General features: G+C 68.6%; 13 protein-coding genes. 10 read left to right on the top strand and 3 right to left on the bottom strand.

The features are described 5' to 3' along the window. Positions 1 to 19 precede the first annotated feature (19 nt). Positions 20 to 9,013: a non-ribosomal peptide synthetase gene (locus tag D7V93_RS08365; protein ID WP_279636870.1), complete on the top strand. Its 8,994-nt coding sequence runs from the start codon at positions 20 to 22 to the stop codon at positions 9,011 to 9,013. A 128-nt stretch (positions 9,014 to 9,141) separates the two neighbouring features. On the opposite strand, the gene D7V93_RS08360 is transcribed toward D7V93_RS08365, so the two are convergent. Both D7V93_RS08360 and D7V93_RS08355 read right to left on the bottom strand, forming a co-directional pair. After that, the gene (locus D7V93_RS08360; protein WP_120642879.1) at positions 9,142 to 11,133 is read right to left on the bottom strand and encodes a S8 family serine peptidase; all 1,992 of its coding nucleotides are present in this window, start codon (positions 11,131 to 11,133) and stop codon (positions 9,142 to 9,144) included. Positions 11,134 to 11,190: 57 nt separating this feature from the next. After that, entirely contained in the window at positions 11,191 to 12,108 is a 918-nt protein-coding gene (locus D7V93_RS08355) for a DUF6463 family protein (RefSeq protein WP_120642878.1), read from the bottom strand. A gap of 123 nt (positions 12,109 to 12,231) precedes the next feature. Between D7V93_RS08355 and D7V93_RS08350 the strand changes: the two genes are divergently transcribed. The 5 genes from D7V93_RS08350 to D7V93_RS08330 all read left to right on the top strand — a co-directional run bounded on the left by D7V93_RS08350 (position 12,232) and on the right by D7V93_RS08330 (position 17,483). Continuing rightward, a complete protein-coding gene (locus D7V93_RS08350; RefSeq protein WP_167509443.1) occupies positions 12,232 to 12,861 on the top strand; it encodes a TetR/AcrR family transcriptional regulator in 630 nt (209 codons plus the stop codon). A gap of 8 nt (positions 12,862 to 12,869) precedes the next feature. After that, positions 12,870 to 14,039: an SGNH/GDSL hydrolase family protein gene (locus D7V93_RS08345; RefSeq protein ID WP_244237173.1), complete on the top strand. Its 1,170-nt coding sequence runs from the start codon at positions 12,870 to 12,872 to the stop codon at positions 14,037 to 14,039. 9 nt (positions 14,040 to 14,048) lie between these two features. Next, positions 14,049 to 14,543: an endonuclease V gene (locus D7V93_RS08340; RefSeq protein ID WP_120642877.1), complete on the top strand. Its 495-nt coding sequence runs from the start codon at positions 14,049 to 14,051 to the stop codon at positions 14,541 to 14,543. Between the two features lie 52 nt (positions 14,544 to 14,595). Further along, complete coding sequence (locus D7V93_RS08335; protein ID WP_120642876.1) at positions 14,596 to 16,200, top strand: DUF8224 domain-containing phage-derived protein; 1,605 nt, start codon at positions 14,596 to 14,598, stop codon at positions 16,198 to 16,200. A gap of 122 nt (positions 16,201 to 16,322) precedes the next feature. Beyond that, complete coding sequence (locus D7V93_RS08330; protein WP_120642875.1) at positions 16,323 to 17,483, top strand: 50S ribosomal protein L11 methyltransferase; 1,161 nt, start codon at positions 16,323 to 16,325, stop codon at positions 17,481 to 17,483. Between the two features lie 49 nt (positions 17,484 to 17,532). On the opposite strand, the gene D7V93_RS08325 is transcribed toward D7V93_RS08330, so the two are convergent. Beyond that, the gene (locus D7V93_RS08325; RefSeq protein WP_158623677.1) at positions 17,533 to 19,122 is read right to left on the bottom strand and encodes an endo alpha-1,4 polygalactosaminidase; all 1,590 of its coding nucleotides are present in this window, start codon (positions 19,120 to 19,122) and stop codon (positions 17,533 to 17,535) included. 1,029 nt (positions 19,123 to 20,151) lie between these two features. Between D7V93_RS08325 and D7V93_RS08315 the strand changes: the two genes are divergently transcribed. The 4 genes from D7V93_RS08315 (at position 20,152) to D7V93_RS08295 (ending at position 26,214) form a co-directional block, all read left to right on the top strand. Then, positions 20,152 to 20,421 (top strand): transposase, encoded by a 270-nt coding sequence (locus D7V93_RS08315; RefSeq protein ID WP_120642873.1) that lies wholly within the window; start codon positions 20,152 to 20,154, stop codon positions 20,419 to 20,421. Further along, positions 20,418 to 21,311 carry an IS3 family transposase gene (locus tag D7V93_RS46045; RefSeq protein ID WP_120642872.1) on the top strand — a complete coding sequence of 298 codons (894 nt, stop codon included), beginning with the start codon at positions 20,418 to 20,420 and terminating at the stop codon, positions 21,309 to 21,311. Before D7V93_RS08315 ends, D7V93_RS46045 begins: the two co-directional genes overlap by 4 nt. Before the next feature lie 943 nt (positions 21,312 to 22,254). Further along, positions 22,255 to 24,717, top strand: coding sequence for a type VI secretion system Vgr family protein (locus D7V93_RS08300; protein ID WP_120642871.1), 2,463 nt, complete (start codon positions 22,255 to 22,257; stop codon positions 24,715 to 24,717). 39 nt (positions 24,718 to 24,756) lie between these two features. Continuing rightward, entirely contained in the window at positions 24,757 to 26,214 is a 1,458-nt protein-coding gene (locus D7V93_RS08295) for a tetratricopeptide repeat protein (protein WP_147451083.1), read from the top strand. Positions 26,215 to 26,319: the final 105 nt, after the last annotated feature.

Raw genomic sequence — 26,319 nt, 5'->3', positions numbered from 1 at the left:
CTCCGACACCGAGCGCGAGCTGGCGGCGCTCTGGGGCCGCGTGCTCCACGTCGAGGCGGTGGGCGGCGAGGATGACTTCTTCGAGCTGGGTGGCCACTCGCTGAGCGCCACCCAGGTGCTCTCGCGCGTCCGCCAGCACTTCGGGGTCGAGCTCTCCCTGCCTGACTTCTTCGCGTCCCCCACCGTGGAGGCGGTGGCCCGCCGTATCGACGCGCTGGCCCTGGACCGGCCCGCAGCGTCCGTGCCGCCGCTCCGCGCGCGCACCGCGCATGCCCCTGCGCCCCTGTCCTTCGCTCAGCAGCGCCTGTGGTTCCTCTCGAAGCTGGATCCCGACAGCGCGAACTACAACCTCCCCACCGCCGTGCGCCTGGAGGGCGTGCTCGACGTGCCCGCACTCACGCGCGCCTTGCGTGACGTGCTCCAGCGCCACGAGTCCCTGCGCACCACGCTCCAGGAGCACGGGCACCAGCCCGTCCAGGTCATCGCCCCGGAGCCCCCGCTGCCCGCGGTCTGGGCGGACGTCAGCGACCTTCCCGACACCGAGCGCGAGGTCGCGCTCCAGCGCCGCGTCGAGCACGAGGCGTGGAGGCCCTTCGACCTGGCGACGGGGCCGCTCTGGCGCGTGCTCCTCGTCCGGCTGGCCGAGGCGCGACACGCGCTGCTGATCACCCTGCACCACGTCATCTCCGACGGCTGGTCCATGGGCGTCCTCGTCCAGGAGCTGACGACGCTGTACACGGCCCACGCCGAGGGGCGTCCCGCGCTCCTGGAGCCGCTCCCCGTGCAGTACCCGGACTTCGCGCTCTGGCAGCGCGCGTGGATGCGCGACGAGGTGCTGGAGGCGCAGCTCGGCTGGTGGCGGGCCCGGCTCCAGGGCGCGCCCCGGACGCTGGAGCTGCCCACGGACCGCCCGCGCCCGACCGCGCCGACGCTCCAGGGTGGCGCGCACGCCTTCCAGTTCCCCATGGAGCTGTCGGGAGCGCTCCAGGCCCTCTGCCGCCAGGAGGGCGTCACGCCCTCCATGGTGATGCTGGCCGCCTTCCAGGTGCTGCTGTCGCGCTACTCCGGCCAGGAGGACATCAGCGTGGGCTCGCCCATCGCCGGCCGCACGCACGCGGAGCTGGAGGGGCTCATCGGCTTCTTCGTCAACACCCTGGTCCTGCGCACGGACCTGGCCGGGGTCCCCAGCTTCCGCGCGCTGCTCGCCCGGGTGCGGGAGATGACGCTGGGCGCCTACGCCCACCAGGACGTGCCCTTCGAGAAGCTGGTGGAGGCCCTGCGGCCCGAGCGCGCCCCCGGCCGCGCCCCGCTCTTCCAGGTGATGCTCGCGTACCAGAACGCCCCGATGCCGGAGGTGCTCGGGCCCGGGCTGCGGATGGCGCCCCTCAAGGTCGAGCACCGCGCGGCGAAGTTCGACCTCGTCCTGTCCGTCAGCGACCGGGGCCAGGGCCTGCGAGGCGTGCTGGAGTACAGCACCGACCTGTTCGACGCCTCGACGGCGGAGCGCATGATGGGACACCTGCGCGTGCTGCTGGAGGGAGCGCTCGCGACGCCGGATCATCCGCTCGCCGCGCTGCCCCTGCTCACATCCGAGGAGCGGCACCTGCTGTTCCGCGCGTGGCGCGATCCGTCCGCCGCCACCGTGAGGGACGCCGGCCTGCACCGGCTCCTCCAGGCCCAGGCCCGGCTCACGCCGGAGGCCGTGGCCGCGGAGCTGGAGGGCGAGACCCTCACCTGGGCCGAGGCGCACCGGCGTGCCCGCGAAGTGCACCGCACCTTGGTCGCCCAGCGGAAGGTGGAGCCGCCCCCGCCGCCTCCGTTGGTGCCGGTGCCGCGCACCGGCCCGTTGCCGCTTTCGTTCGCTCAGCAGCGGCTATGGTTCATCGATCAACTGGAGCCTGGCAGCGCCACGTACAACATCCCCTTCGCGCTGCGCGTCCAGGGAGAGCTGGACGTGCCGGCCCTGGAGCAGGCCTTCCGCGCGCTCCTCCAGCGCCACGAGGCCCTGCGCACGACCTTCGTCGTTCGTGACGCGGAGCCCTTCCAGGACCTCCACCCCGCCGCCGACTTCCACCTGTCCGTGGTGGACCTGGGCGCGCGGCCCGGGCCCGAGCGTCAGGCCGAGGCCCGGGGACTGGCCGCCGCCGAGGCCGTGCGTCCGTTCGACCTCGCTCGCGGGCCGCTGCTGCGCGCCTCGCTGATCCGGTTGGATTCGCGGGAGCACGTGCTGCTGCTGACGATGCATCACATCGTCTCCGACGGCTGGTCCATGGACGTGCTCGTGCGCGAGGTGACGGGGCTCTACGGGGCCTTCGTCCAGGGCAGGTCCTCGCCCCTGTCGGAGCTGCCCGTCCAGTACGCGGACTACGCCGTCTGGCAGCGCTCCTGGTTGCAGGGGGAGGTGCTCGAAGCGCAACTGGGTTACTGGAAGCAGCAGCTCTCCGGCGCTCCCGCCCTGCTGGAGCTGCCCACCGACAAGCCGCGTCCCGCCGTGCAGTCCCAGCGCGGTGCCCTCCAGCCGGTCCACCTGCCCCTGTCCCTGTCCGAGGCGTTGTCCGACTTCTGCCAGCGCGAGGGCGTCACGCCCTTCATGGCCCTGCTGGCCGCCTTCCAGGTGCTGCTGTCGCGCTACTCCGGCCAGGAGGATGTCTCCGTCGGCACGCCCATCGCCGGCCGCACCCGGGGAGAGACCGAGGGCCTCATCGGCCTGTTCATCAACACCCTCGTGCTGCGCTCCCACGTCGCACCCGATGCTTCGTTCCGCCAACTGCTCCAGCAGGTGCGCGACACCACCCTGGCCGCCTATGAGCACCAGCACCTGCCCTTCGAGAAGCTTGTCGAGGAGCTGCAACCCCAGCGCAGCCTGAGTCAATCGCCCCTCTTCCAGGTCATGCTCGTGCTGCAGAACGCGCCGGCCTCGGAGTTGAGTCTCTCAGGCCTGTCGTTCCAGCCCCTCGCGCGCGACTTCGAGGCCACCAAGTCCGACCTCACCCTGTCCCTCGCCCAGTCGCCTCACGGCCTCACCGGCTCCCTGGGCTACCGCACCGACCTCTTCGAGCCGTCCACCGTCGCTCGCATGATCGAGCACCTGGGCATCCTCCTGGAGGCCGCGCTCGCTGCGCCAGATTCACGCGTCAGTGAGTTGCCGCTGCTCACCGAAGCGGAGCGAGGGCTGCTGCTCAAGGACTTCGTCTCCACGGAGGCGCCGCTTCGCCAGCCTCTCGCCGTGCACTCCCTCTTCGAGCAGCGGGCAGCTCTGAATCCTCACTCGCCCGCAGTGGCCTGCGACGGACAGGTGCTCACCTACGGGGAGCTCGATGCACGTGCCAATCAGTTGGCCTGGCACCTGCGCTCGCTCGGCGTTGGCACCGACTCGTGCGTCGCCCTGTGCCTGGAGCGCTCCGTTGAAACCGTCATCGCCCTGCTCGGCGTCTGGAAGGCCGGCGGCGCCTACGTGCCGCTCGACCCGAACCAGCCCGCCCTGCGCTTGCAGTCCCTCGTGCGAGAGGTGGCCGCTCCCGTCGTCGTCACGGTGGCCCGCCACGCTTCCGCCTTCTCCTCGACGCACCTCGTGCGCATGGATGAAGATGCCTCACTGCTTTCCCGCCTGCGCACCGACGCGCCTCCGGGTGAGGCACTCGCGGACTCCCTCGCCTACGTCCTCTTCACCTCCGGCTCCACCGGCAGGCCCAAGGGCGTCGCCGTCGCCCACTCGCAGCTTTCCTCCTACGTCGCCTCGGTGACGCAGCGGCTTGGGCTGGAGGCCTGCTCAAGCTTCGCCCTCGTCTCCACCTTCGTCGCGGACCTGGGCAACACCGTCCTCTTCCCTGCCCTCACCACCGGCGGCCTGCTTCACGTCCTCTCCCAGGAGTGCGCCTCCAGCCCCGCCGCCTTCGCCGACTACTTCGCGCGTCACCCCATCGACTGCATGAAGGTGGTGCCTTCGCACCTCGCCGCCCTCCTCACCGCGCCTGAGCCCCGCCACGTCCTGCCTCACAAGCGCCTCGTGCTGGGCGGCGAGTCCTCCACCTGGGCCCTGCTACAAACCGTCCACGCCCTCGCTCCGGACTGCGAGGTGCACAACCACTACGGCCCCACCGAAACCACTGTCGGCGTGCTCGCCGGCCGCGTGCAACTGCCCGCCTCACACTCCGCTTCGACTTCCGTGCCCCTGGGCTGGCCCCTGGCCCACTCCCGCCTCTACGTCCTGGACGCGTCGCTGCGGCCCACGCCCCTGGGTGTCCCAGGCGAGCTCTTCGTTGGCGGTGCCCAGGTGACGCGCGGCTACCTCGCCCGCCCTGACTTGACGGCCGAGCGCTACGTGCCCGACCTCTACAGCCCCGCTCCCGGTGCTCGCATGTACCGCACCGGCGACCGCGTGCGCTGGCTGCCCGATGGCCGCGTGGAGTTCCTCGGCCGCACCGACTTCCAGGTGAAGGTGCGTGGCTTCCGCGTCGAGCCCGGTGAAGTCGCCACCGTGCTGCGTTCGCTTCCCTCCGTGCACGAGGCCGTCGTCGTTGCTCGTCAGGACTCGCCTGGCGACACGCGCCTCGTCGCCTACGTCGTGCCCTCTGCGTCCTCCGTGGCCGCGCTGGACCTTCCAGCCCTGCGCGCCTCGCTCCAGCAGATGCTGCCCGAGTACATGGTGCCCTCCGCTTTCGTCGTGCTGGAGGCCCTGCCCCTCACGCCCAACGGCAAGGTCGACCGCAAGGCCCTTCCCGTTCCGGAGGCTTCCGCATCGCGCTCCGGCTACGTGGCACCTCGCACGCCCACCGAGGAACTGCTTGCTCCGCTCTGGGCCGAAGTGCTGCGCCTTCCCCGCGTGGGCGCACAGGATCACTTCTTCGAACTGGGCGGCCACTCGCTGCTGGCCACGCAGCTTGTAGCCCGCGTGCGCGCGGCGTTCGGCGTGGAGCTGCCCCTGCGCTCCGTCTTCGAAGCCCCGATCCTGGCGGACCTCGCGCGCCGCATTGACGACGCGGGGAAGCAGGTGTCCGGCGTTCAGGCGCCACCGCTGGTGCCAGCGTCGCGCACGGGAGAGCTGCCGCTGTCCTTCGCGCAGCAGCGCCTGTGGTTCATTGATCAGCTCGTCCCTGGTGCCTCCACCTACAACGTCCCTTCCATCCTCCGTTTGGAAGGCGAGCTGCACCTCGAAGCCTTGCGCCAGAGCCTCACCGAGCTGGTGCGCCGCCACGAGGCCCTGCGCACCTGCTTCCCCTCTCGCCAGGGCCAGCCCTTCCAGCGCATCGCATCCCCCACCGACCTGCCTCTGCCCACGGTGGACCTCAGCCCCCTGGGCGAGGCCGCTCTCGATGAAGCGCGACGCCTGGCCTCCGCCGAGGCCCAGCGTCCCTTCGACCTGGCCTCAGGCCCCCTCGTGCGCGCCCTGCTGCTGAAGCTCTCGCTCACCGAGCACGTGCTCGTCTTCACCCTCCACCACATCGTCTCCGACGGCTGGTCCCGCGGCGTCCTCGTGCGCGAGGTGGCCGCCCTCTACTCGGCCTTCTCCCAGGGCCTGCCCTCGCCCCTGCCGGAGCTGCCCGTCCAGTACGCCGACTACGCGCTCTGGCAGCGCTCCTGGCTGCACGGTGACGTCCTGGAGGCCCAGCTCTCCTACTGGCGCCAGCGCCTCGCGGACGCCTCTCCCCTGGAGCTGTCCACCGACTTCCCCCGCCCCGCCGTGCAGTCCTTCCACGGCGGCCTCGTCCCGCTGCGGCTGGCCCCGCCACTTGCTCAAGCCCTCAAGGCCCTTGGCCAGCGTGAAGGCGTCACGCCCTTCATGCTGCTGCTGGCTTCCTTCCAGGTGCTGCTCTCGCGCTACGCGGGCCAGGAAGACGTCCGCGTCGGCACGCCCATCGCTGGCCGCACCCACGCGGAGACCGAAGGCCTCATCGGCTTCTTCGTCAACACGCTCGTGCTGCGCTCCCTCGTGGCACCGGGCGCGTCCTTCCACCACTTGCTCCAGCAGGTGCGCGAGGCCTCCCTGGGTGCCTATGCCCACCAGGACGTCCCCTTCGAGCGCCTCGTCGAAGACTTGAGGCCCCAGCGCGACCTGACGCGGCCGCCCCTCTTCCAAGCCCTCTTCGCCCTGCAGAACACCTCCATGCCCGCCCTCCAACTGCCGGGCCTCGCCCTGCGCCCACTGGACGTGGAGGGCCACAGCGTCAAGGCCGAGCTGGAGCTGTTCCTCTTCGAGTCCACCAACGGCTTCGAGGGTTCTCTCAGCTACAACACCGCTCTCTTCGCTCCCGCCACCGTCCAGCGCATGGCGCGGCACTTCGGTGCCCTCGTCGAAGCCCTCGTCGCCCATCCCGAGGCGCCTCTCGCCTCCGCCTCCATGCTCTCCCTGGATGAGCAGCGGCAGGTGCTGCTCGACTGGAACGACACGCACACCGACTTCCCGCGCGACGCCACCCTCCCCGAGTTGTTCCAGGCCCAGGCCCGGCGCACTCCGGACGCCGTGGCCCTCGTCTTCGGTGAGGACTGCATCACGTACCGGCAACTGGAGGAGCGCGCCAACCAGCTCGCCCATGCCCTCATCAGCATGGGCGTCACTCCGGGCACGCCCGTGGCACTGGGACTGGAGCGCTCGTTCGACCTCATCGTCGCCCTCCTCGCCGTCGTCAAGGCCGGCGCCGCCTACGTCCCCCTGGAGCTGGCCCATCCCCGCGAGCGACTCGCCCTGCTGCTGGAGGACTGCGCCTCGCCGCTGCTCCTCACCCACTCCAGCCTGAAGGACCGCCTGCCCTGCTTCGCCGGCCGCATCCTGCTGCTGGACTCCGAGGAGGCCTCGCTCTTCGCGCGTCAGCCCACGCACGCGCCCAACGTGCCCACGGCGGCGGAGAGCCTCGCCTACGTCATGTTCACCTCCGGCTCCACCGGCCGGCCCAAGGGCGTCCTCGTTCCTCACCGTGGCGTCGTGCGCCTCGTGTGCGGCTCCTCCTTCATCGACTTCGGCCCCCAGCACTCCTTCCTCCAGCTGGCCCCCGCCGCCTTTGACGCTTCCACGCTCGAAATCTGGGGCGCGCTGCTGCACGGCGCCCGCCTCGTGCTCGCGCCTCCTCACGCCCTCTCCATCGAGGAGCTCGCGGCCCTGCTGCGCCGCCATGCCCCTTCCACCCTCTGGCTCACCGCCGCCCTCTTCGAGCAGGTCGCCCTCCACCAGCCCGACACGCTGGCCCGAGTACCCCAACTGCTCGTCGGCGGCGACGTGCTGCCCGCCGAGCATGTGCGCCAGCACCTCTCCCGCCTTCCTCCAGGCGCCGTGCTCGTCAACGGCTACGGCCCCACCGAGAACACGACTTTCTCCACCACCCATACCCTCCACTCGCGGAGTGACTTCGGCCACGCCGTCCCCATCGGCCGGCCCCTCTCCCAGTCCACCACCTACGTGCTGGACGCCTCGCTGCGGCCCGTGCCCGTCGGCGTTCCCGGTGAGTTGTTCGTCGGTGGCGCGGGCCTCGCGTGGGGCTACCTGCACCGCCCGGAGCTCACCGCCGAGCGCTTCATCCCGCACCCCTTCGCCACCACTCCGGGCGAGCACCTCTACCGCACAGGAGACAAGGCCCGCTGGCTCGCCGACGGCACGTTGCAGTTCCTCGGCCGCACCGACCACCAGGTGAAGCTGCGCGGCTTCCGCATCGAACCCGGCGAAGTGGAGGCCGCGCTGCGCCGGATTCCCGCCGTCGCGGAAGCGCTGGTGCTCGCCCGCGAGGACGTGCCCGGCGACAAGCGCCTCGTCGCCTACGTCGTCCCCTCTTCTCCTCTGACAGAAGACCTGGCGGAGAAGCTGCGCGCCCAGCTCCAGCAACAGCTTCCCGGCTACATGGTGCCCTCCGCCTTTGTCGTGCTGGAGGCCCTGCCCCTAACCCCCAACGGCAAGGTGGACAGGAAGGCCCTGCCCGCCCCGGACGCCGCCGCGTCCCTCGGCCGCTACGTCGCTCCGCGCACGCCCCTGGAGCAGCTGATCGCGCAAGCCTTCGCGGAGGTGCTGCGCCTGGAGCGCGTCAGCGCCGAGGCGGACTTCTTCGACCTGGGCGGCCACTCCCTGCTCGCCGTGCAGCTCATGGCCCTCCTCCGGGAGCGCACGGGCCGGGCGCTTCCCCTGTCCGCGCTCTTCCAGGGCTCCACCGTCGAGCGGCTCGCCGCCCTGCTGTCGCCCTCCGAAGGGAAGCGCCCCCTGGGGCCCAACCTGGCGAGGCTCGACACGGGAGACTCCGAGCGTCGGCCGCTGTTCCTGGTCCATGGCGGTGGCGGTGGCGTGCTCAGCTACGCCGACCTCGTGCGCCACCTGGGCAATGACCGGCCCGTGTATGGCCTGTTCGCTCCCGGCATCGAGGACGGAGACCTGCCGCCGTCCTCCATGGAGTCCCTGGCCCGGCTCTACCTGGAGCAGGTGCGCGACGTGCAGCCCCAGGGTCCGTACCGGCTCGCGGGCTGGTCACTCGGGGGCCTGGTGGTCTACGAGATGGCGCGCCAGCTCCAGGCCCTGGGCGAGCCGGTGGAGCTGCTGGCCCTGCTCGACAGCCTCGCGCCCTCGGGAGAGCCGGATCCGGAGCCGCCGCCGCTGATCCGTCTGGCCGCCTTTGGCAAGATGGTCGGGCTTCCCGTCCAGGACGTCTCCGCCCCAGAACTGGAGCGGCTGAGCAGCCTGGAGGGCAACGAGCTGCTGTCGCGGATGATCGAGGTCTTGCGGAACCTGCCCGCCGCAGGCGGACTGGAGCCGGGACAGATCGAGCGTCTCTTCTCCGTCCACGAACGGCTCGGAGAGGCCAACCGGGGCTACGTGCCCGCCAGCCGCTACGAGGGCCCCGCCGAGCTCTTCCGCGCCGCGGTCCGCGCGAGCGACCCCACCCGCGCCGAGGACGAAGGCTGGAAGGCCTGGCTCCCAGGAGGCGTCTCGGTGTGCCACGTACCGGGCACGCACCTGACCCTCCTGGAAGAGCCCCAGGTCCCCACGCTGGCGGAGCGGCTCACGGAGCGCCTGCGCGCCCTGGACACCGAAGGCCAATGACCGCACGCCCCTGACGCCCGGCCTTCCTCCGGCGGGCGCCAGGCTCAAAACAAACAAGCCCAGCAATCTGGAGAGATTGCTGGGCCCCTGGACATCAGCCCCGAGGGCCGTCCGCGCCGTCCGGAGGACTACCGGACGATGTTCACCGCGGTGTCATCGAGGAAGAAGCTCGTCTTCAGCGACGAGTCCTCCGTGCCGTTGAAGTAGATGCGGATGGTCTGGCCCTTGTACGCGGCCAGGTCGAACGTCCGCTGCACGTAGGCCGTGCCCTTGTCCAGGTTGCTGTAGGTGGCCGGCGTCGCCAGCACCGTGCCCGCGCTGTTGCGGATCTGGATGGCCAGCTTGTCGTAGGCCGTCGTGGTCGTCGTCTCCGACGTGGTGATGAGCGCCCAGAAGCTGAGCGTGGCGCTGCACGCCGTGGCGGGGATGGTGACGTCCTGGTAGGCGAACTCGGTGCGCGTGGTGCCGTAGCCGTTCAGCCAGGCCTTGTACGTGCCCGTGCGCGGCGCATTGCCCGACGTGGTGCCGTCGATGACGTCCGTCGAGGTGGTCCAGCCCGTGTTGCCGCTCTCGAAGCCCGCGTTGACCAGGAGCTGCTCGGAGATGGAGCAGGTGCCCGTGCCGTTGTTCACCGTCACCGACACCGTCGCCGACGTGCCGATGTTGTTCGCCGCGTCATACGCCTTCGTGGTCAGCACGTAGGTGCCGTTGGCCACCGCCGTCGTGTTCCACGCGAAGCTGTACGGCGCGCTCGTCGCCGTACCCAGCAGCGAGGTGCCCGCGTAGAACTCCACGCGCGACACGCCCACGTTGTCGGAGGCGCTGGCGCTCAGGGTCGCGCTGCCGCTCAGCGTGGCGCCGCCCACGGGCGCGGTGATGGACGTCGTGGGCGGGGTGGTGTCACTGCCGCCACCGGTGATGAAGAGCGTGTACAGCAGCTTGTTGGGCGAGCCGGTGCCCGGGCTGGTGACCTTGTTCGGCGTGGAGTTGTTCACCAGCGCGTCACGTACCTGCGCGGGCGTCGCGGTGGGGTTGGCGCTCAGGTAGAGCGCCGCGGCGCCGGCCACGTGCGGCGAGGCCATGGACGTGCCGCTCAGCACGGTGCTCGACGAGTTGCCGGAGTTCGAGGCCGAGGTGATGCTCGAGCCCGGAGCGAAGATGTCCACGCACGTCCCGTAGTTGGAGAACGACGAGCGGCCATCGCTGCTGGTGGTGGAGCCCACGGTGATGGCGTTGGGCGCACGGGCCGGCGAGTAGTTGCAGGCGTTGGCGCTGTCGTTGCCGGCGGCGACCACCGTCGTGACGCCCGCGGCGATCAACCGCTCCGTCGCATCATCGACGGCCTGGATGGCGACATCGCCCAGGCTCATGTTGGCGACCGCGGGCTTGATGTGGTTGGCCGCCACCCAGTCGATACCGCCGATGACCTGCGCGTCGTTTCCATAGCCCGTGCAGTCGAGCACCCGCACCCCGTGGAGGGTGACCTTCTTCGCCACGCCCCAGGTCGTGCCGCCCACCGTGCCCGACACGTGCGTGCCATGGCCATGGCAGTCCGAGGGGTCGCTGTCGTTGTCGATGAAGTCGTAGCCGTTGCCGGTGCGACCGGTGAACTCGGTGTGGGTCAGCCGGATACCGGTGTCGATGACGTACGCATGCACGCCGGTGCCGTCGACGTTGTAGGTGTAGGAGCTGTTGCGCGGCAGGTCACGCTGGTCGAGGCGGTCGAGGCCCCAGGTCGCGCCGGTCTGCGTCGCCGACACATGGATCAGGCCGTTCTCCTGCACATACGCCACGCGAGGGTCGGACAGGAGGCGCTGGGCCTCGGCCTCGCTCATCTTCGCCAGGAAGCCGTGGATGGTGTGCTCATAGGTCCGCAGCACCTGGCCACCGTTGAGGGACACCAGTTCCCGGGCGATGTTCGCCGCCCCCTGCTGCCGGACCTCCTGCTGGGAGTCGCGCAGGACGACGATGTACTCGCCGGGGATGGCCCGCTCCCGGCGGATCATCTGCGCCGTGTGACCGAACTGCTCGCTGTCGGACTCCTGGGCCTCCGGCATCGGGCCGCAGGCCGCGGCCAGCAGGGAGATGGCACTCACCGCATGGGTCAGTTTCAGTTTCATTCGGCCTCTCGGGAACGTGCGGGCACCAGGTCGGAAGCCCTCGCACAGGCCGTGGAATTAGCTTTTCTTGATAACGCGGTCAATACGGCTTTCATGGAGAAGCCCGTGTGCGCCGCCGGGTGCACACTTCGCACCCGCCGCGCTGCGCGCCATGCCCCCGACGACGAGGTGGTGGAAGGGCCGGATGACATTGAAGTACACGGGCCCGGCCCAGTTCCGGTAGTGCACCAGCGTGACGACGTGGAAGCGCCGCCGGGGTTCACCACCAGGCGCCGGCTCCGCAACGACGGCGAGGGTGGCCTCCAGGTGCTTGTCCGTCGCGGCCACCACCCAGACGTGTTCCTCCTCCGCGTGGCGCACGGTGAAGAACGAGGCCGCGCTGCCCGGGGTCATGGGGATGTCCTCCGGGCGCAGGAGGCGGGCCCGGGGCAGGCCGTGCTGGCGCATCCCGAGCAACCGGACGAAGACAGCGCGCACCCCGTACAGGGCCGTCACCCACGCGGGCTGGTATGACAGGAGCGCCGCGAGGAACTCGCGCAGCGTGGCTTCCGACTCCACGGTCTTCACGTCCACATGGTCCGCGCCTTCCGCGAACGGGCGCAGCACCTCCGGCAGCGGGGAGGACGTCCGGGACTGGAAGAGCACGCCCAAGCCCAGCGGGAAGAGCACCCACGCTCCGGTGAGGGGCATGGGCACCACGCAGAAGAGGCCCAGCGCGAGCAGCCCCCACCCGAAGCCCGCCGGGGGCGGCCGCTCCAACTCGCGCTCCAGCCAGCGGCACAGGGCCCCGGCGAGGAGCAGCCCTCCGCCCATCGCCAGGAACCAGAAGGCCGCCGCGCGGGCGCTGTCCCTGCCCACGCTGTCGAACACGCCTGCTCGCACCATCGCCAGCAGCGGCGCCCGGAAGAGCACCAACCCGATGGCGGTGTGAGCCCCTCCAGTCAGCAGCAGCAACGTCCCCGTCGTCACCCGCATGCACGGCCTCCAGTCCTGTCATCGGATACGGCACCGTATACCGATACGGTACCGTATAGCCCGGGGCCGCCGGGAATGCGCCCTGGACGTCAGGGAGGGGGTCCGCCAGACTTGCGGTCAACGATGAGACGCCCTACTTCCCGCCCGCCGGAGCCGTCGCCCTTCCGGAGCATCGAGGACATCCGCAAGCGGCACCGGGGGCCGGGCCTGTCCGCGGAAGACTGGGCGGACGCCGCCCTCTGGAGCCTCGCGGAGGGCGTGGACGCCCTGTCCGTGGAGCGGCTGTCCCGCGGCCTGGGGGTGACGAAGGGCGGCTTCTACTGGCACTTCAAGGACCGCGCGGACGTGCTCCAGGCCGCGCTCGCGCGCTGGGAGAAGTTGGCGACCACGGAGTTCATCCAACGGCTGGAGGCCCTGCCGGATCCGAAGCAGCGGCTGCACCAGCTGCTGGCGCTGACGTTCGACCTGGGCCCGCATGGGAAGATTGAAGTCGCCATCGTCGCGGGCGCGGGTGCGGACCCGCGCATCCAGCCGGTCCTCGCGCGGGTGTCGCAGCGGCGCCTCGACTACATGGTGAAGCTGTACCGGGCGCTCGGGCTGCCGGCCCGCGAGGCGCGCAACTGGGCCCTGCAGGCGTACTCCACCTACGTGGGGCTCCTGCACCTCGCCATCGCCAGCCCGGCGACGCTGAGTTCGAGCCGTGCTCGCGCGGATTACATCCAGCATGTCGCCCGGACGCTGATCCCCGCGTGATGAGGCCCATGACACCTGGACTCCGTGGCGCCCTCCTCGGCATCGGGATGGCGATGGCCGCGTGCAGCTCCGTGCGCCCCGTGGCGTCAATGACCTGGGTGACCCTTCCCGCCGCCGACGCACGGATTCAGTACATCGGGCGGACGTACCGCTCCGGCACCGGAGTTGTCTTCTCCCATCCCGGGGTGACGATTCGCGCGCGCTTCTGGGGCGACGCCCTCCGGATGCAGCTCTCCGACGCAGGACCCGGCGGCGAGGTGGGGACCAACTATTTCGATGTCACTGTGGATGGGGCGGCACCGAGGCAGCTCGCGGTGCGAAGCAGCGAGTCCACCTATCTGCTCGCCGACGGCCTTGAGGTGGGACTCCACACGGTGGAGCTCGTCAAGCGCACCGAGTCCTCGGTGGGCCCCAGTACGCTCGTCGCGCTCGAGGTCCATGGCGAGCTTCGGGACCCTCCCCTTCGCCCGGGGCTCCGGATGGAGTTCATCGGGGACTCCGTCACCTGTGGATACGGCGCGGACGTCGCCCTCATCCCCGCATCGCCCTCCTGGAGAGCGCCGGGCTTCACGTCGAAGAACGAGAACCCCCGCCGGGGCTATGCCTGGCTCACGGCCATGAAGCTGGGAGCGGAGCCCGTCCTCGTCTGCTATTCGGGCCATGGGGTCTACCGCAACCTGGACATGTCGACGTCAGGGCTGCTGCCCGCGCTCTACGAGCTCGCGGTTCCGGACCATCCCGCCGGGTGGGACTTCTCACGCGATCCACCCGATGTGATGGTCATCAACGCCGGCACCAATGATGCGTTCGCGGGCAGTGGAACCGACGCGTTCCTTCCGGATGAAGCCTCCTTCAAGTCGGCCTATCGGGCGTTCCTCGCGCGGCTCCGGACCCTCCACCCCCGCGCGCACATCGTCTGCACGCTGGGGAGCATGACGGACGGCTACAAGCAGCGGGAAGAGAATGGCGCGGCGACGTCCGTTCATGTCGGCCAGTGGATCACCGACCTCGTGGTGGAACGTCAGCAACAGGGGGATGGCCGCGTCTACCGGCACCTGATGGACGTCCAGAATCCGGGTGTCGACGGTGTCGGCGAGGATTGGCATCCGTCCGCCGCCACGCATGCAAGGATGGCGGAGGCACTGAGCCGGTTCATCGCGGACGTCGTGCGGCCCTGAGGAGAACGGATGCTCGCCTGCGTGGATGTGGACTACCGGCCTGACGTCACCGTGGCCGCGTGTGTCCTCTTCCGTCACTGGACCGATGCCACGGAGGCCGCGCACCTGGTGGACCGCGGCCCCATCGCGGCCCCTTACGAGCCCGGCCAGTTCTACCGCCGCGAGCTGCCGCACCTGCTGCGCGTGCTCGCCGGGGTGCAGGAGCCGCTGGAGGCCATCGTCGTGGACGGCTACGTGTGGCTCGGGGACGACAAGCCGGGCCTGGGCGCCCACCTGTACGAGGCCCTCTGTCGCGCGGTGCCCGTCATCGGCGTGGCCAAGACGCCCTATGTCACCACCGGCCCGGCCCTGCCCATCGTGCGCGGCCAGAGCCTGCGCCCCCTGCTCATCACCGCCATCGGCATGGAGACCGCGACCGCCGCGGAGCACATCCGGCGGATGCACGGCGCCTCGCGCATGCCGAAGCTGCTGACCCAGGTGGACCGGCTGTGCCGCGCATCCTGACGCCGCGGCCCCGGGTCGCGCCGCATCCAACCCTCCGCTAGAAAGACACCCCATGAGCAACAAGAACCCCGAGGTCGGCTCGCCATCCCAGCAGGGGGACGCCCCTGACGGACGCGACTATCAAGGCTTCCTGAGCCGCCTCCAGGCGAGCTTCGAGGAGCTCGTCGCCCACCAACAGCTGTTCACCACGGATGCCACCGGTCTCTGGGAGGCCTACCTCACCTCCATTCCCGAGGAGACACGCCAACTCAACAACTGCGCCAGCTGCCGCACGTTCGTCGAGCGCTTCGGCCATCTGGTGACCCTCGACGAGACGGGCCAGCCGCGCAGCCCCTTCTGGCACGAGCGCCTGGCGTCCGCTGAGAACTTCGCCGCCGTGCAGCAGCTGCGTGGCATGGTCGAGAAGGCTCACGTCAACGGCGTCTTCCTGTCGTCCGCGCCGGTCTGGGGCACTCCGGAGAAGGGCTCCTGGCAGCACCTGGCCGTGATCGTCCCCAAGGCCCGCGTCTTCCAGCCGGGCCTCCTCAATGCCAGCCAGAAGAGGGCTGAGTTCCAGGAGCACCACCGGTGCTTGAACGTGGCGCTCGACGAGTTCAAGCCCGGCCTCCTGGAACAGGCCCGGGTCGTGCTCCAGGCAGACGCGCTCACGCGCTCCGAGAAGTTCGTCGGCGTGGTCGAGTGGCTCATCGCCCGCCAGCGCGAGCGCAAGCAGCCCCATGGCCGCAACCTGCTCTGGAAGGCGGTGGCCTCGGCCCCGGCGGGCTTCTGCACGCCGCGCAGCTCGATGGTCGGCACGCTGCTGGAGGATCTCGCGGCGGGCCTCCCCTTCGAGACGGTCAAGAAGCGGTTCGACGACAAGATGCACCCGCTCCAGTACCAACGCCCGCAGGCGGCCCCGTCCGCCGGGAACATCCGGCAGGCCGAGGAGGCCATCACCAGACTGGGGCTTGCGCCCTCGCTGGAGCGCCGGTTCGCCACGCTCGCGGAGGTCCAGCTCACCTGGAGGCCCCTGACGGACAAGCCCGACAAGGCGAAGGGCGTCTTCGGGCATCTCAAGACCAAGGAGGAGGCTCGGGTCACGGAGCTGCCTGACAAGACCCTGACGTGGGTGAAGTTCCGCGACACCGTCCTGCCCTCGGCGGAGAAGCTGGAGCTGAGGGTTCCCTCCAGCAGCTCGGCGTTCTCGGCGCTGGTGACGGCCGTCCATCCCGACGCGCCGCCCATCATCCAGTGGGACGCTCCGGAGCAACGCAACCCGGTCACCTGGTACTTCTACGTCAATCCCACCCCTGCAAGCAGTTGGGGGCTGTCTCCGGGCTACGTGGAGGTCCTCGGCCTGACGATGAAGCCCAATACCTGGTTCGGAGATCGCTTCGCTCACCAGGGCCAGGGCGCCTTCTTCGTCCTGAAGGGCGCGCGCGACAGCCGCAATGACAACCTGATGTTGTTTCCCGAGTTCCTGCGCAGCGACCTGCATGGAATTCGCGCGACCGTCGAGGCGTTCTCGCGCAGCCGCAAGCTGGAGGTTCCCGAGGGGGAGCCGCTCGCCAGCGGTCTCATGCTCACGCCCCCTGCGAACCCCTCCTCCTGGGGCGTGGTGCTTCGCGTGACGAGCAAGGGGGCGGTCGCGACGTACACGCTGGATCGCTGGGATTGAGCCCCAGGAACCAGTTAGAGCAGCCCTTGAGACGATTTGTCGGCAGACGTGGGTCTCCTGCCGGCACCCGGCTGCCCTACCGGATGCGCGACGGTGGGGCACGGACGTGCTACCCCAGGCCCATGGACCGCCCCCGCCGACCCGCCACCGCTGCCCCGAAGGGGCCGTCGCCCGCAGCCGCGACCTTCACGTTCCCGCCCGACGCCGCGTTCACCTGGCATTCGGAGAGTGACGAGCCCGCCCCCACGCGCCTGTCACCCGTGGATGACCGGCTGCGTGCCGACACCGCGCTCCAGCGCGTCCGCCGGGGCGAGTTCCTGCGCTACACGGGTGACTTCCACAACGCGAAGCAGCTGCTCGGCGCGCTGGGCCGGCGGCTCGAACGGCCCTGGCAGGCCCGCTCGCCGCTGGAGGCGTTCCGGGCCGAGCGCCGCGCGCGGCAGTTGGAGCATGCGACGCTGTCGCGCATCGTCGTCGCGCTCGACCGGAGCTACCGCCTGGAGCTCGCGCGCGCACCGGACGTCTCTGAAGCGTGCCGGCAGGTGTGGGGTGAGCCCACGACGGACTTCACCGTGGTGCCGCTCAAGCAGCTGCTCGGCATGCTCGGGGCCGCGGAGTGGCAGCGCAAGGGTCTGGCCGTCCCGGGACTGAAGGGCCTGCTCCATCCGCACTACGGCGTCTACCTGCCCACGCGCACCGACTACGTGGAGCTGCTGGCGGCCGTGCCGGACGTCAAAGGCAAGCGCGTGTTCGACGTGGGCACCGGCACCGGCGTGCTCTCCTTCCTCCTCCTGCAGCGCGGCGCGGCGTCCGCGCAGGCCACGGATTGCGATTCCCGCGCGGTGGCGTGCGCGCGGGAGAACGCGGAGCGGCTCGGCCTCTCGCAGCGCTTCCAGGTGACGGAGGCGGACCTGTTTCCGGAAGGCAAGGCGGACCTCGTCGTCTGCAACCCGCCGTGGATCCCCGAGCCGCCCAAGAACCGGGTGGACCGCGCGGTGTTCGACGAGGACAGCCAGTTCCTGCGGCGCTTCCTCGAAGGGCTCCCCGCCGCGCTCACCCCGGGAGGAGAGGGATTGCTCATCCTGTCGGACCTCGCGGTGCTGCTGGGCCTGCGTCCGCCCGGGTGGCTCGAGGAGCAGTTCGCGCGCTGCGGCCTGACGGTGGCGTGGCGGAAGTCCACCCCGGCGCGGCACTCCAAGGCGAAGGACAAGGCGGACCCCCTGCACGCCGCGCGCTCCCGGGAGGTCACCACCCTCTACGGCCTCGTGCCGGCCGCACGGTAGCCCGGGGAGGGGAAGGCCGGGGCAGGATGACCGCCCCGGCCTGTCCGCACTACCAGCAGGCGAGGTGGATGTTGTCGTAGCGGACCGACGCGGTGCTGAAGACCAGGGTGCGCATGTCCCCCTGGACGAAGCCGCTCTCGCCGCAGGCGCAGGTCGCCCCCGTTCCCGTGCAGTTCGTCCAGTTCGTGGTCACTCCCCCCGAGTCCACGCGGTACTCGGCATTGAAGACCGCTTTGTTGTTGTTCGTGAACCAGGTCTTGTAGGCGCCACACTCGTTGTACTTCTGGCACTGCTCGTTGATGGCGAAGTCGAAGGAGGCGGCGAGCGCGGGGATCTGGTCGACGTCGTTCTTGAGCGCGATGCCCAGACACAGGGAATGGGCGGTGGTGGCCAGCCAGCGGTTGTAGTCGAGCTGGTTCGTCGCCGTGAGGCCCCAGCAGGCCTGGTCGGTGCAGCTGATGCTGTCGTCGTGCGAGTAGCCGTCGATGTTGTCCGGCTCCACCGCATCGCAGCCCTTGTTCTTCGCCAGCTGCATGCGGGACGTCATCACCGCCCGCACCGCCGGCTTGCGGTGGTCCAACCACCACTCACAGCCGCCGCCGCTCTCGCACCAGTCCCCCAGGATGTGGATGGATTGGGCGCAGTTCTCGCCGGGGCTGCACCAGGTGTCCTGCGGGAACTGGCTGACATCGCTCCGCCAGTTCTCATAGGTGCCGGCGCTGAAGTAGCAGACCACCTTCTTGCCGGCGTTCTTGTACTCCTGGATCTTCGTGCTTGAGGTGTTGAAGAGGTCGACGACGTAGACCTGGGCGTTGAGGTTGGTGGGAAGGGCGTTGTTCTCCAGGTCCCACATCCAGGTGGTGCCCTTGGGGAAGGTCGCCTGGGTGCAGGCCGTCCCCTGACCACAGACGTTCGAGGTGCCGCCACCGCCGCACGTCTCCGGGCTCAGGCAGCTGCCGCAACTGGAGACCGTGCGCGCCTGGCCGCAGTTGTCGGTGCCGCTCACCTGCCCGCAGTTCGCGCCCAGCCGCGTGCAGAAGGCCGCATTGGTTTCAGCGGTGCACGTCGTGGGGATGTCCCAGGACACCTGGAGGCGGAGGCTGTCGAGCTGCGCCGCATCCGTCCCCGCGCCCTTGACGAGGCGCGCGCGGATCTCGCCGGTGCTCGAGACGAAGTTCGAAGCCACCTCGGTGCCCGGGAGGTTGAGCGTCAGGGCCGGGGTCCACACCCATTCGCCGCGCCCCTGCGAGTTGGCGATGTTGACCCAGCTCGAGGTCGTGAACCGGTAGAGCTGCCACTGGTAGTAGGACGTGGAGGCCGCGGGCCCCTGGTACTTCGTCAGCAGCTGGAGCTGGGTGACTTGAGCAGGGGTGGGCGCGGCCTGGGTGAGGCTTGAGAGATTGAAGCTCAGGTAGCCCGTGTAGGACGGGCTGAACTCGATGTACTGCGCGTAGCAATCCACGTACGCGCCGACCGTGCAATTGGAGCTGTTCGCCTTGAGCACGGTCATGCCGCCGCTCTTGCCGGACGCATCCGTGTTCGCCGTCGTGCTCGCGGAGGTGAAGTCGATGACCTGCGTGCCGGTCAGGGCCTGTTGTTGAACCTCCGGCTCCCGCGCGTCATCCACTTCCAATGACATGCATCCCGACACCAGCAAGGCAAGACACGGGGACAGCCAGGCACTCCATCTAGACATCACGCCTCCAGGGTTGGGGCGCGGCTATCACATGGAGAAAGCCCGGGCGCAACGCCGGAGTCCTCGCTACCCACAGGCTGTACTTCTCTGACGACAGCGGAAGATGGGACGAAGAGGGGCTCTGTTGAGAATGGCGAGCGGGTGCAGAGGGGCCAAGGAGAGCATGACGTTTTGCAGTGATATCCGCAGCCCCCTTCAGCGCGCCGGTAGAGCACACGCCACGTCTCATGGATATGGAGAACATGGAGGGGCTGTCGCTCAACACGTTGCTCTCCGTGGCGCAGGCGCGAGAGTGGCAGCGCAGGTCCGGCCCGACGAAGGCAGTCATCACCGGGAGCGCATCGGTGACCTCGGTCATCAGATTCGCGCTCTCGCGCATCGCGTGCTCCGCCTGCTTCCGCGCGGTGACATCGAGCCCGGGGCCAATGAACCGCGCCGGCTTCCCCTGGCATCGAAGGTCACCTGACCGCGTCCTTCCAGCCAGCGGACGCGGCCATCGACGGTGAGGGTTCCGGAAGTCCTCGGTTTAGCGTCCGCCCTGCTCACCGGCGAGGGTGGATTCAACTGGTCGTCGCAACGCTTCGAACCTGAGGAGTTGCGATGGGAGCAAGCAAGCGTCGACGGCGTGCCCGTGCTGGGCGTCCTCCTATGCCGTCCCCCGGTCGTCCATCCGTGGGAAGGCGTGAGCACCGGCAACGATTCTGGGAGGCAATCGCCCGCGGACTTTCGAGCGAAGGTGCCGGGAGAGAATCCGGCGTGTCGTCGGTGGTTGGGTGCAGGTGGTTCCGCGAGGGTGGCGGCATGCCGTCGAGCAGTCTGGCCCCCTTGTCGAGGCGTCCTCCGCCCCAGGGATTCCTGAGACACCTTTCTGGGGGATAGCCTCCCCCTCGTGAGGTGGATGTGAAGAAGCAGCAGAAGCAGGACAGGACGTCGGAGCGCGGTCGGTTCTAGGCGAAGCGGAAGAAGGAGGCCGTGCTCCGGCTCCTCAAGGGCGAGGACCTCGACGCCCTCTCGCGGGAATTGGGCGTCACGGCAGCGGTACTGAGCGAGTGGCGGGAGAAGTTCCTGGCGGGGGCCGAGGCGAACCTCAAGAGCCGCGAGCCCGAGCCTGCGGACGACGAGGTGCTGCGGCTCAAGGCCATGGTGGGCGAGCTGATGATGAAGAACGAGTTGCTGGCGGAGAAGGCCCGGCTGCTGGAGGGCAACGCCCCGGGTTTTCCCTGGAGGAAGTCGAGAGGATGAGCGCCCGTCTCTCGCCTTCCAGCGGCAAGCCGTACGGACTGGTGCTCGTGACGGCCACCTGGCGCGTGCCTCGCGCCACGGTGTACCGGCACCGCGCCCGCCGGCAGGCCGAAGCCCCCGCGATGGCCCGACGTGGCCCGAAGACGGCGCTGACGGACGAGGCGCTGCTGGAGGCCATCCGCGGCGTGCTGGCCGGCTCACCCTTCTTGGGCGAGGGGCACCGCAAGGTGTGGGCCCGGCTGCGCGCCCGGGACGCGCGAACCTCGAAGGCCCGCTGCCTGCGGCTGATGCGCGAGGCGGGGCTGCTGGCACCGGGCAGGGCCCGCAGGGTGATGGAGGCGCGCCACCACGACGGCACGATTACCACTGAGGCTCCGGACGTCATGTGGGGCACCAACGCCACCTGCACCCAGACGACACTTCAGGTGGAGGCCACCGTCTTCATATCCGTCGACCAAGGCACTTCCGAGTGCGTCGGCATCCACGCCGCAAAGGTCGGAAATCGCTTCGGAGCCCTCGATCCCATTCGACAGGGCATCAAGGCTCGCTTCGGCGCGTACCGCCACGGCGTGGCCACGGGATTGTCCATCCGCCACGACAACGGCAGCCAGTACACCTCCGACGTCTTCCAGGACGAACTGCGCTTCCTGGGCGCCGAGTCCAGCCCGTCCTTCGTCCGCAGTCCCGAGGGCAACGGCTGCGCCGAGCGCTTCATCCGCACCCGCAAGGAGCAATTGCTCTGGGTGCGCACCTTCGCCACCGTAGAGGGACTCCGGCGGGCCCTGCTGGAGTGGGCCCCCCAGTACAACGAGCACTGGCTGCCCGAGCGCCACCACTTCCTCTCGCCGAGTCAGGCCCGGCGGGAGCTGATGCAGAAGCAAGCAGCCTGATTGCGACCAGCCTAGTGTCTCATTAATCCGGTGCGGTACACCAGGACGCACCCGTCCACGCGGTCCAGCACCGTGAAGCTCAGGTTCGCCAACGACACCTGCTTACCCATCGAGCGCAGGCGGAATTAGAGCGGCAGCCCGCTGTAGACATCGAAGCCGCCGCCCGTGCCCGCGAGGAGCACGTGCCCGGCTCGCTGGAGTCGTTCAAACAACGGGGAGGTCGCAAGGTCCGTCATCCACGCTCCGTCCCGGAGGAGCCGGGTCGGGCATGTTCCCAGGCTGTCCGGGAGACGTCGAGCTTGCGCCCACGTCCTCCGGCACATCAGCTTCCGCCGTGGGCGTCCACATCTCCCCGATCTCGTCGAACGGGGTGCCATATTCTGCGAGCGTCAATGAGGCACCCAAGACCCGGGAGCATCGCCTCAACCAGCGGTTGCCTCAGCGCGAACCTCGTTGCCCAGATGGTCAGGCTGAACGCCGAAGTCAGACACGACCTCAAGCGGTCACGCCGTCTGTTTATTTCAACCCTGGCGCCCAACCGACCCAGATCGGACAAGCCAAGATGCTGTCGGGACCATGGTGCGGGCGCCCAAAGCCCGAACACCAGGTGCGCCGCAGCAGGAGGCGTTCGCCATCAAAGGGCAGACTGACGCAGGCAGCATGAGCGTGGCGGACCGCGCAAAGCATCTACTCATTTCACTGAAGAACAATCGGCCCGCGAAGTCTGAGCTGGGAACTCCTTTCAGCGAATGGAGGCAACCCTACTCAATCGCCACATTGACGCCAAGATACTCTGGCGTGCTAGAATTCAAGAGGAACACTCCGAACGCAGAGCTGAGTGGTCCTTCAGCACCCACTTGATTGATCAGCATCGGGCCTGAGCGCCCTGACGTTCAATTGCCCGCTCCACCTTATCCTCCTTGCGCCTGTTCCAGGAGGGCCCATGTCCGCGTTCGACGAAAGACTCCAACAAGCAGCACAGGTGTCCGCCACGGCCACCCAGCTCGCAAAGAGTCTTGAGCGAGGGGGCTTACGGGAAGCCGTTGCGGGCGCTCTCTCGCTGCTCGGCGGGAGCAGTCCAATCCCTGCGGTCCGCTTCACATTCGGCACCTCGGACATGCCAATGAGCCCCTGGCACGTGCGGCGTGTCCAGGCGCGCGAGGGATTGTCCGAACTCTACGAGGTCCTCGTCGACCTGGTTTTTGACGGCCCCACGACGGACGTCGACGCGATGCTCGGCTCCTCGTGCGTGCTCGGAGTCCAGCGAGGCACCTTGTCTCGCCAGTTCATGGGTATCGTGCGCCACACGGAGGACCTGGGCTCACTTGCAGACAAGGGGGTCGTTCGTGTCCATGTTGTCCCAGCCCTCTGGACGCTCTCCCAGCGCATCGATTCGTATATCTTCCAGGCGATGTCCGTGCCCGAAGTACTGATGGATGTGCTGGAGGAAGCGCTGACACCGTTCAAACGCAAGGCACGCCTGTCGCTCCAACGTGAGTATCCCAAGAGGGAGTACTGCGTGCAATACGCGGAATCGGACCTCGACTTCATCCTGCGATTGATGAAGGAAGAAGGCATCGCTTTCTATTTCGAGCACGCAGGAGACGTCGAGGAACTCGTCCTGGCGGACACCAATGGTCCTTTTCATCCACTCTCGACACTCGACGGTGGCCATGTGTCGATCGCCAATCAGGCCGGGGGGCTCGCGCACGTGGAGACGCTTCGGGGGTTTGACTGGTCCAGTTCCCTGCGCCCGACAGGCATGGTGGTCCGTGACTTCGACTGGACGCGACCGCGGCTGAACCTGACGAAGGCGGCACGGGAAGAGCAGGAAGGTGGATGGGAGTCATACCTGTATCCGGCGGAACTCACCCTGTCGGCGTACGACATGGGGAGCCACAGGTACACGAAGGATGACATGGCCGCGCGCGCCCGGTTGCTGCGCGAAGGCCAGCAACTGGGCCAGAAGCGGGGACATGGCCGTGGCAACGTGACGGGCTTCTGCCCTGGGAACACCTTCGAGTTGCAGGGGCACGCGCGCGCCGATCTGGACCAGTCCTACCTCATCACCCGCGTCGAACACCTGGGAGAGGCCCCCGAGGAGCAGCCCCCATTTCCCGAGGAGGGCACGGGAGATGAGACGAAGCGCGAAAGGTACGAGAACCGCTTCGAATGCATTCTACTGTCAGTGCCCTTCCGGCCCGAATATCCACTAGTGCGCAGCCGAGTCCCCGGCCTGCAAACAGCCACGGTGGTAGGCCCTTCGGGAGATTCGAATGAGGAAATCCACACGGATGTGCACGGCCGCATCAAGGTTCGATTCCACTGGGACCGCGTAGGCCCAGAAGACGAGAAGGCATCGTGCTGGGTGCGCGTGGCGCAGGCGTGGGCAGGAGCCGGCTTCGGCACGCTCTTCATTCCCCGTGTGGGTATGGAGGTTGTTGTCGACTTCCTGGAAGGCAATCCCGACCGTCCCCTGGTCATCGGCTGTGTCTACAACGGCATCAATCCTCCACCGACGAAGCTGCCAGAGGCTCGCACCCGCAGCACGTTGCGCACCCAGAGTTCGCCGCGAAGCGAGGGCTACAATGAGCTGCGCTTTGAGGACGCCAGGGACAAGGAGCAGATCTTCCTCCATGCGCAGAAGGACCTGGAGGAGGTGGTGGAACACGACCACTCCACACAAGTGAACAATGATCAGGCCAACACCGTGGAGAAGAACCAGACCAACACCGTGAAGGTAAACCAGACCGAGAGCGTGGGCGGAGAACAGTCCATGACCATCTCTGGCAACCGCACCAAGGCCGTGAAAAAGGACGAGACCGTCACGATCGAGCAGAACCGCACCGAAACAGTCAAGGCCAACGAGACCGTCACTGTGAACGGTGCCCGCACCCTCACGGTGGATGGCCAGGAGACGTACACGGTCGGAGGCACGCGCGACAAGAAGGTCACTGGCAAGGAGACCGTCACGCTGGAGGCCGGTCGGCTGACCACGATCACCACCAACGACGAACTCACCGTGAGCGCCGAGCGGTTGGTCACAGCCGATGTGAAGCACCAGCTCACCCAAGGCCCCACCACCCTTGTTTTCGAAGGCGGACACGTGGACCTGAAAGCAGGCGGCTACATTCATCTTGTCCACGAGCCGGGGAGCATCCAAATCGACAACAGCGGAAAGGTGCTGGTGACCTCCGCCACGGGCATCGAGCTGGCCTGCGGCGGCTGCTCCATCAAGATCTCGCCCACGAAGATCGAACTCACCGGTGCGGTGGAAGTCTCTCTCTCAGGCGGAGCCGGAATCGTGAAGTTGGATCCTGCGGGCGTGGCGGTATCCGGACCGAAAATAAGCTCATCCGCGTCCGGACTGAATGAGGTTTCAGGTCCCATCGTCAAGATCAACTGAGCACGAGCCCCGTGTCCGGAGCGCTCACGAACGAGAGCCATGGATTCGATCACACAACCTCTGTCACGGCTTGTAGAAGCAATGCAATGGTTCACCGTGGCCAGGGAGCTGCGACTCCTGCACGTGACGACGAGCCCTTCTCTGCGGCTGGCAGCCCTCGAACACATCGCCGCCGCGGAACACCACGGGGACAACCACGCCCCCTTCTTCGTGCTGGAGACACCTCAGACGGAAGATGACGATGGGTGGACAGGCCGGTCCGAGGAGGTGCGGGCGGACTGGGAAGAACTGCGCACGCTGCTGGCCATGGACAATCCAGGCATCGTACTGTCTGGGATGGGAGCAGCGCTCCGTGGCCAAGTGGCCCTGGCTCGTTTCGGTGTGGATGTGAGCGAGGCGCTGCGCAGGTTGAAGCAACCCCTGGAGGGGCTGGTGCTGGTGTTGGCGCCTGTATGGGTACGGGAGTCGAGGCAATGGGCTCAAGACATACAGCTGTTGCTCGCGCGGCCGGAGCTGGCGCGGGTGCGCTGGATCGTGGTGGAGGCAGATGGACCGCACCTCGCCCCCCTTGTCCAGTCACTGGGTACGCAGGCCGACAGCGTGGACGTTCGGGTGAATGACACTGCGGTCGCCAAAAACATGACCCAGATTCTGGCAGCCATGGCGACGGTCCCCACGGTCGCGACAGGATTCCAGGCAGTGGGCGCGGCGGGTCCCCGCGTAGCTCCTCCACCTCGGCACAACGACAGGCAGCCAGTCGACAGGTCCGCCCAGAAGGGCCCGCTTCCCCCGGATCCATCGCCCGCCCCCATGGGCGATGCAGCCTCGTCTCGAGGCAACATCGGCGGAGGATCGGGCAAGGAGCCCCTGTCCATGGGCGTCCCCACGGCCTTGATGGACAAGGACTTCCAGAAGGCGCTACGCCTCAAGGTGTTTGGCGCGGCGCATGCCCTGCGTGAGGGCAGGACAACCGATGCCGTGCGTGAGCAGACCGAAGCTCGTGACCTGTGCGTTGCAGCAGGCCTGATACGCGAGGCGTGCACGCTGGATGTGGCACTGGGTGGCTATGTCATGCAGGCAGGCCAACCCCAGAGGGCGCTCCAATTGTTTCGTGAAGCAGGGACACACGCCACCAACCATGGCCTTCCAGATGTCGCCGTCCAGGCTCAGCTTGCCCAGGGGGCGACCCTCCTCACCCTCCAGCGCACCGATGACGCGGCCATCGCCTATGCCGAGGCGGGGCGGTTGGGGCTGGAGGGCGCATCGCCAGTGCTCGCCATCGAAGGGTTCCGCATGGCTGGCCAGTTACTGGCCGCCAACGGGCGGTTGCAGGAGGCAACCTTCGCCTGGCGGCGTGCGCTGGAGACCGCAGAGAAGGCCTCCCCCGAGGAGAAGCGCTCCTCCACCGCGCCTGAAGCCGCCCGTCAGTTGGCTGCACTTTGCCGCAAGCATGGTTTGAAGGCGCAAGCCGAGTCCCTAGAGCGCCGAACAGGTTAGGTCACGCCGCGCGCTGGTAACGCGCGGCGACCTCGAGGTTTTGGACGACCGCGAGTCGCCTGAGGTCAAAGAGGTTGCGGCGCGTGCCTCGGTAACGGCCCTTCG

Origin of the sequence: Corallococcus llansteffanensis (genome assembly GCF_003612055.1) — a bacterium.
Classification (GTDB): Bacteria; Myxococcota; Myxococcia; order Myxococcales; family Myxococcaceae; genus Corallococcus; species Corallococcus llansteffanensis.
This window is presented reverse-complemented; position numbering and strand designations above follow the sequence as displayed.

Bases quoted from the DNA above. Each gene is read 5' to 3' on its own strand.
- D7V93_RS08360 (WP_120642879.1), bottom strand. From the start codon at position 11,133: ATGAAACTGAAACTGACCCATGCGGTGAGTGCCATCTCCCTGCTGGCC.
- D7V93_RS08355 (WP_120642878.1), bottom strand. From the start codon at position 12,108: ATGCGGGTGACGACGGGGACGTTGCTGCTGCTGACTGGAGGGGCTCAC.
- D7V93_RS08350 (WP_167509443.1), top strand. From the start codon at position 12,232: ATGAGACGCCCTACTTCCCGCCCGCCGGAGCCGTCGCCCTTCCGGAGC.
- D7V93_RS08345 (WP_244237173.1), top strand. From the start codon at position 12,870: ATGACACCTGGACTCCGTGGCGCCCTCCTCGGCATCGGGATGGCGATG.
- D7V93_RS08340 (WP_120642877.1), top strand. From the start codon at position 14,049: ATGCTCGCCTGCGTGGATGTGGACTACCGGCCTGACGTCACCGTGGCC.
- D7V93_RS08335 (WP_120642876.1), top strand. From the start codon at position 14,596: ATGAGCAACAAGAACCCCGAGGTCGGCTCGCCATCCCAGCAGGGGGAC.
- D7V93_RS08330 (WP_120642875.1), top strand. From the start codon at position 16,323: ATGGACCGCCCCCGCCGACCCGCCACCGCTGCCCCGAAGGGGCCGTCG.
- D7V93_RS08325 (WP_158623677.1), bottom strand. From the start codon at position 19,122: ATGTCATTGGAAGTGGATGACGCGCGGGAGCCGGAGGTTCAACAACAG.
- D7V93_RS46045 (WP_120642872.1), top strand. From the start codon at position 20,418: ATGAGCGCCCGTCTCTCGCCTTCCAGCGGCAAGCCGTACGGACTGGTG.
- D7V93_RS08300 (WP_120642871.1), top strand. From the start codon at position 22,255: ATGTCCGCGTTCGACGAAAGACTCCAACAAGCAGCACAGGTGTCCGCC.
- D7V93_RS08295 (WP_147451083.1), top strand. From the start codon at position 24,757: ATGGATTCGATCACACAACCTCTGTCACGGCTTGTAGAAGCAATGCAA.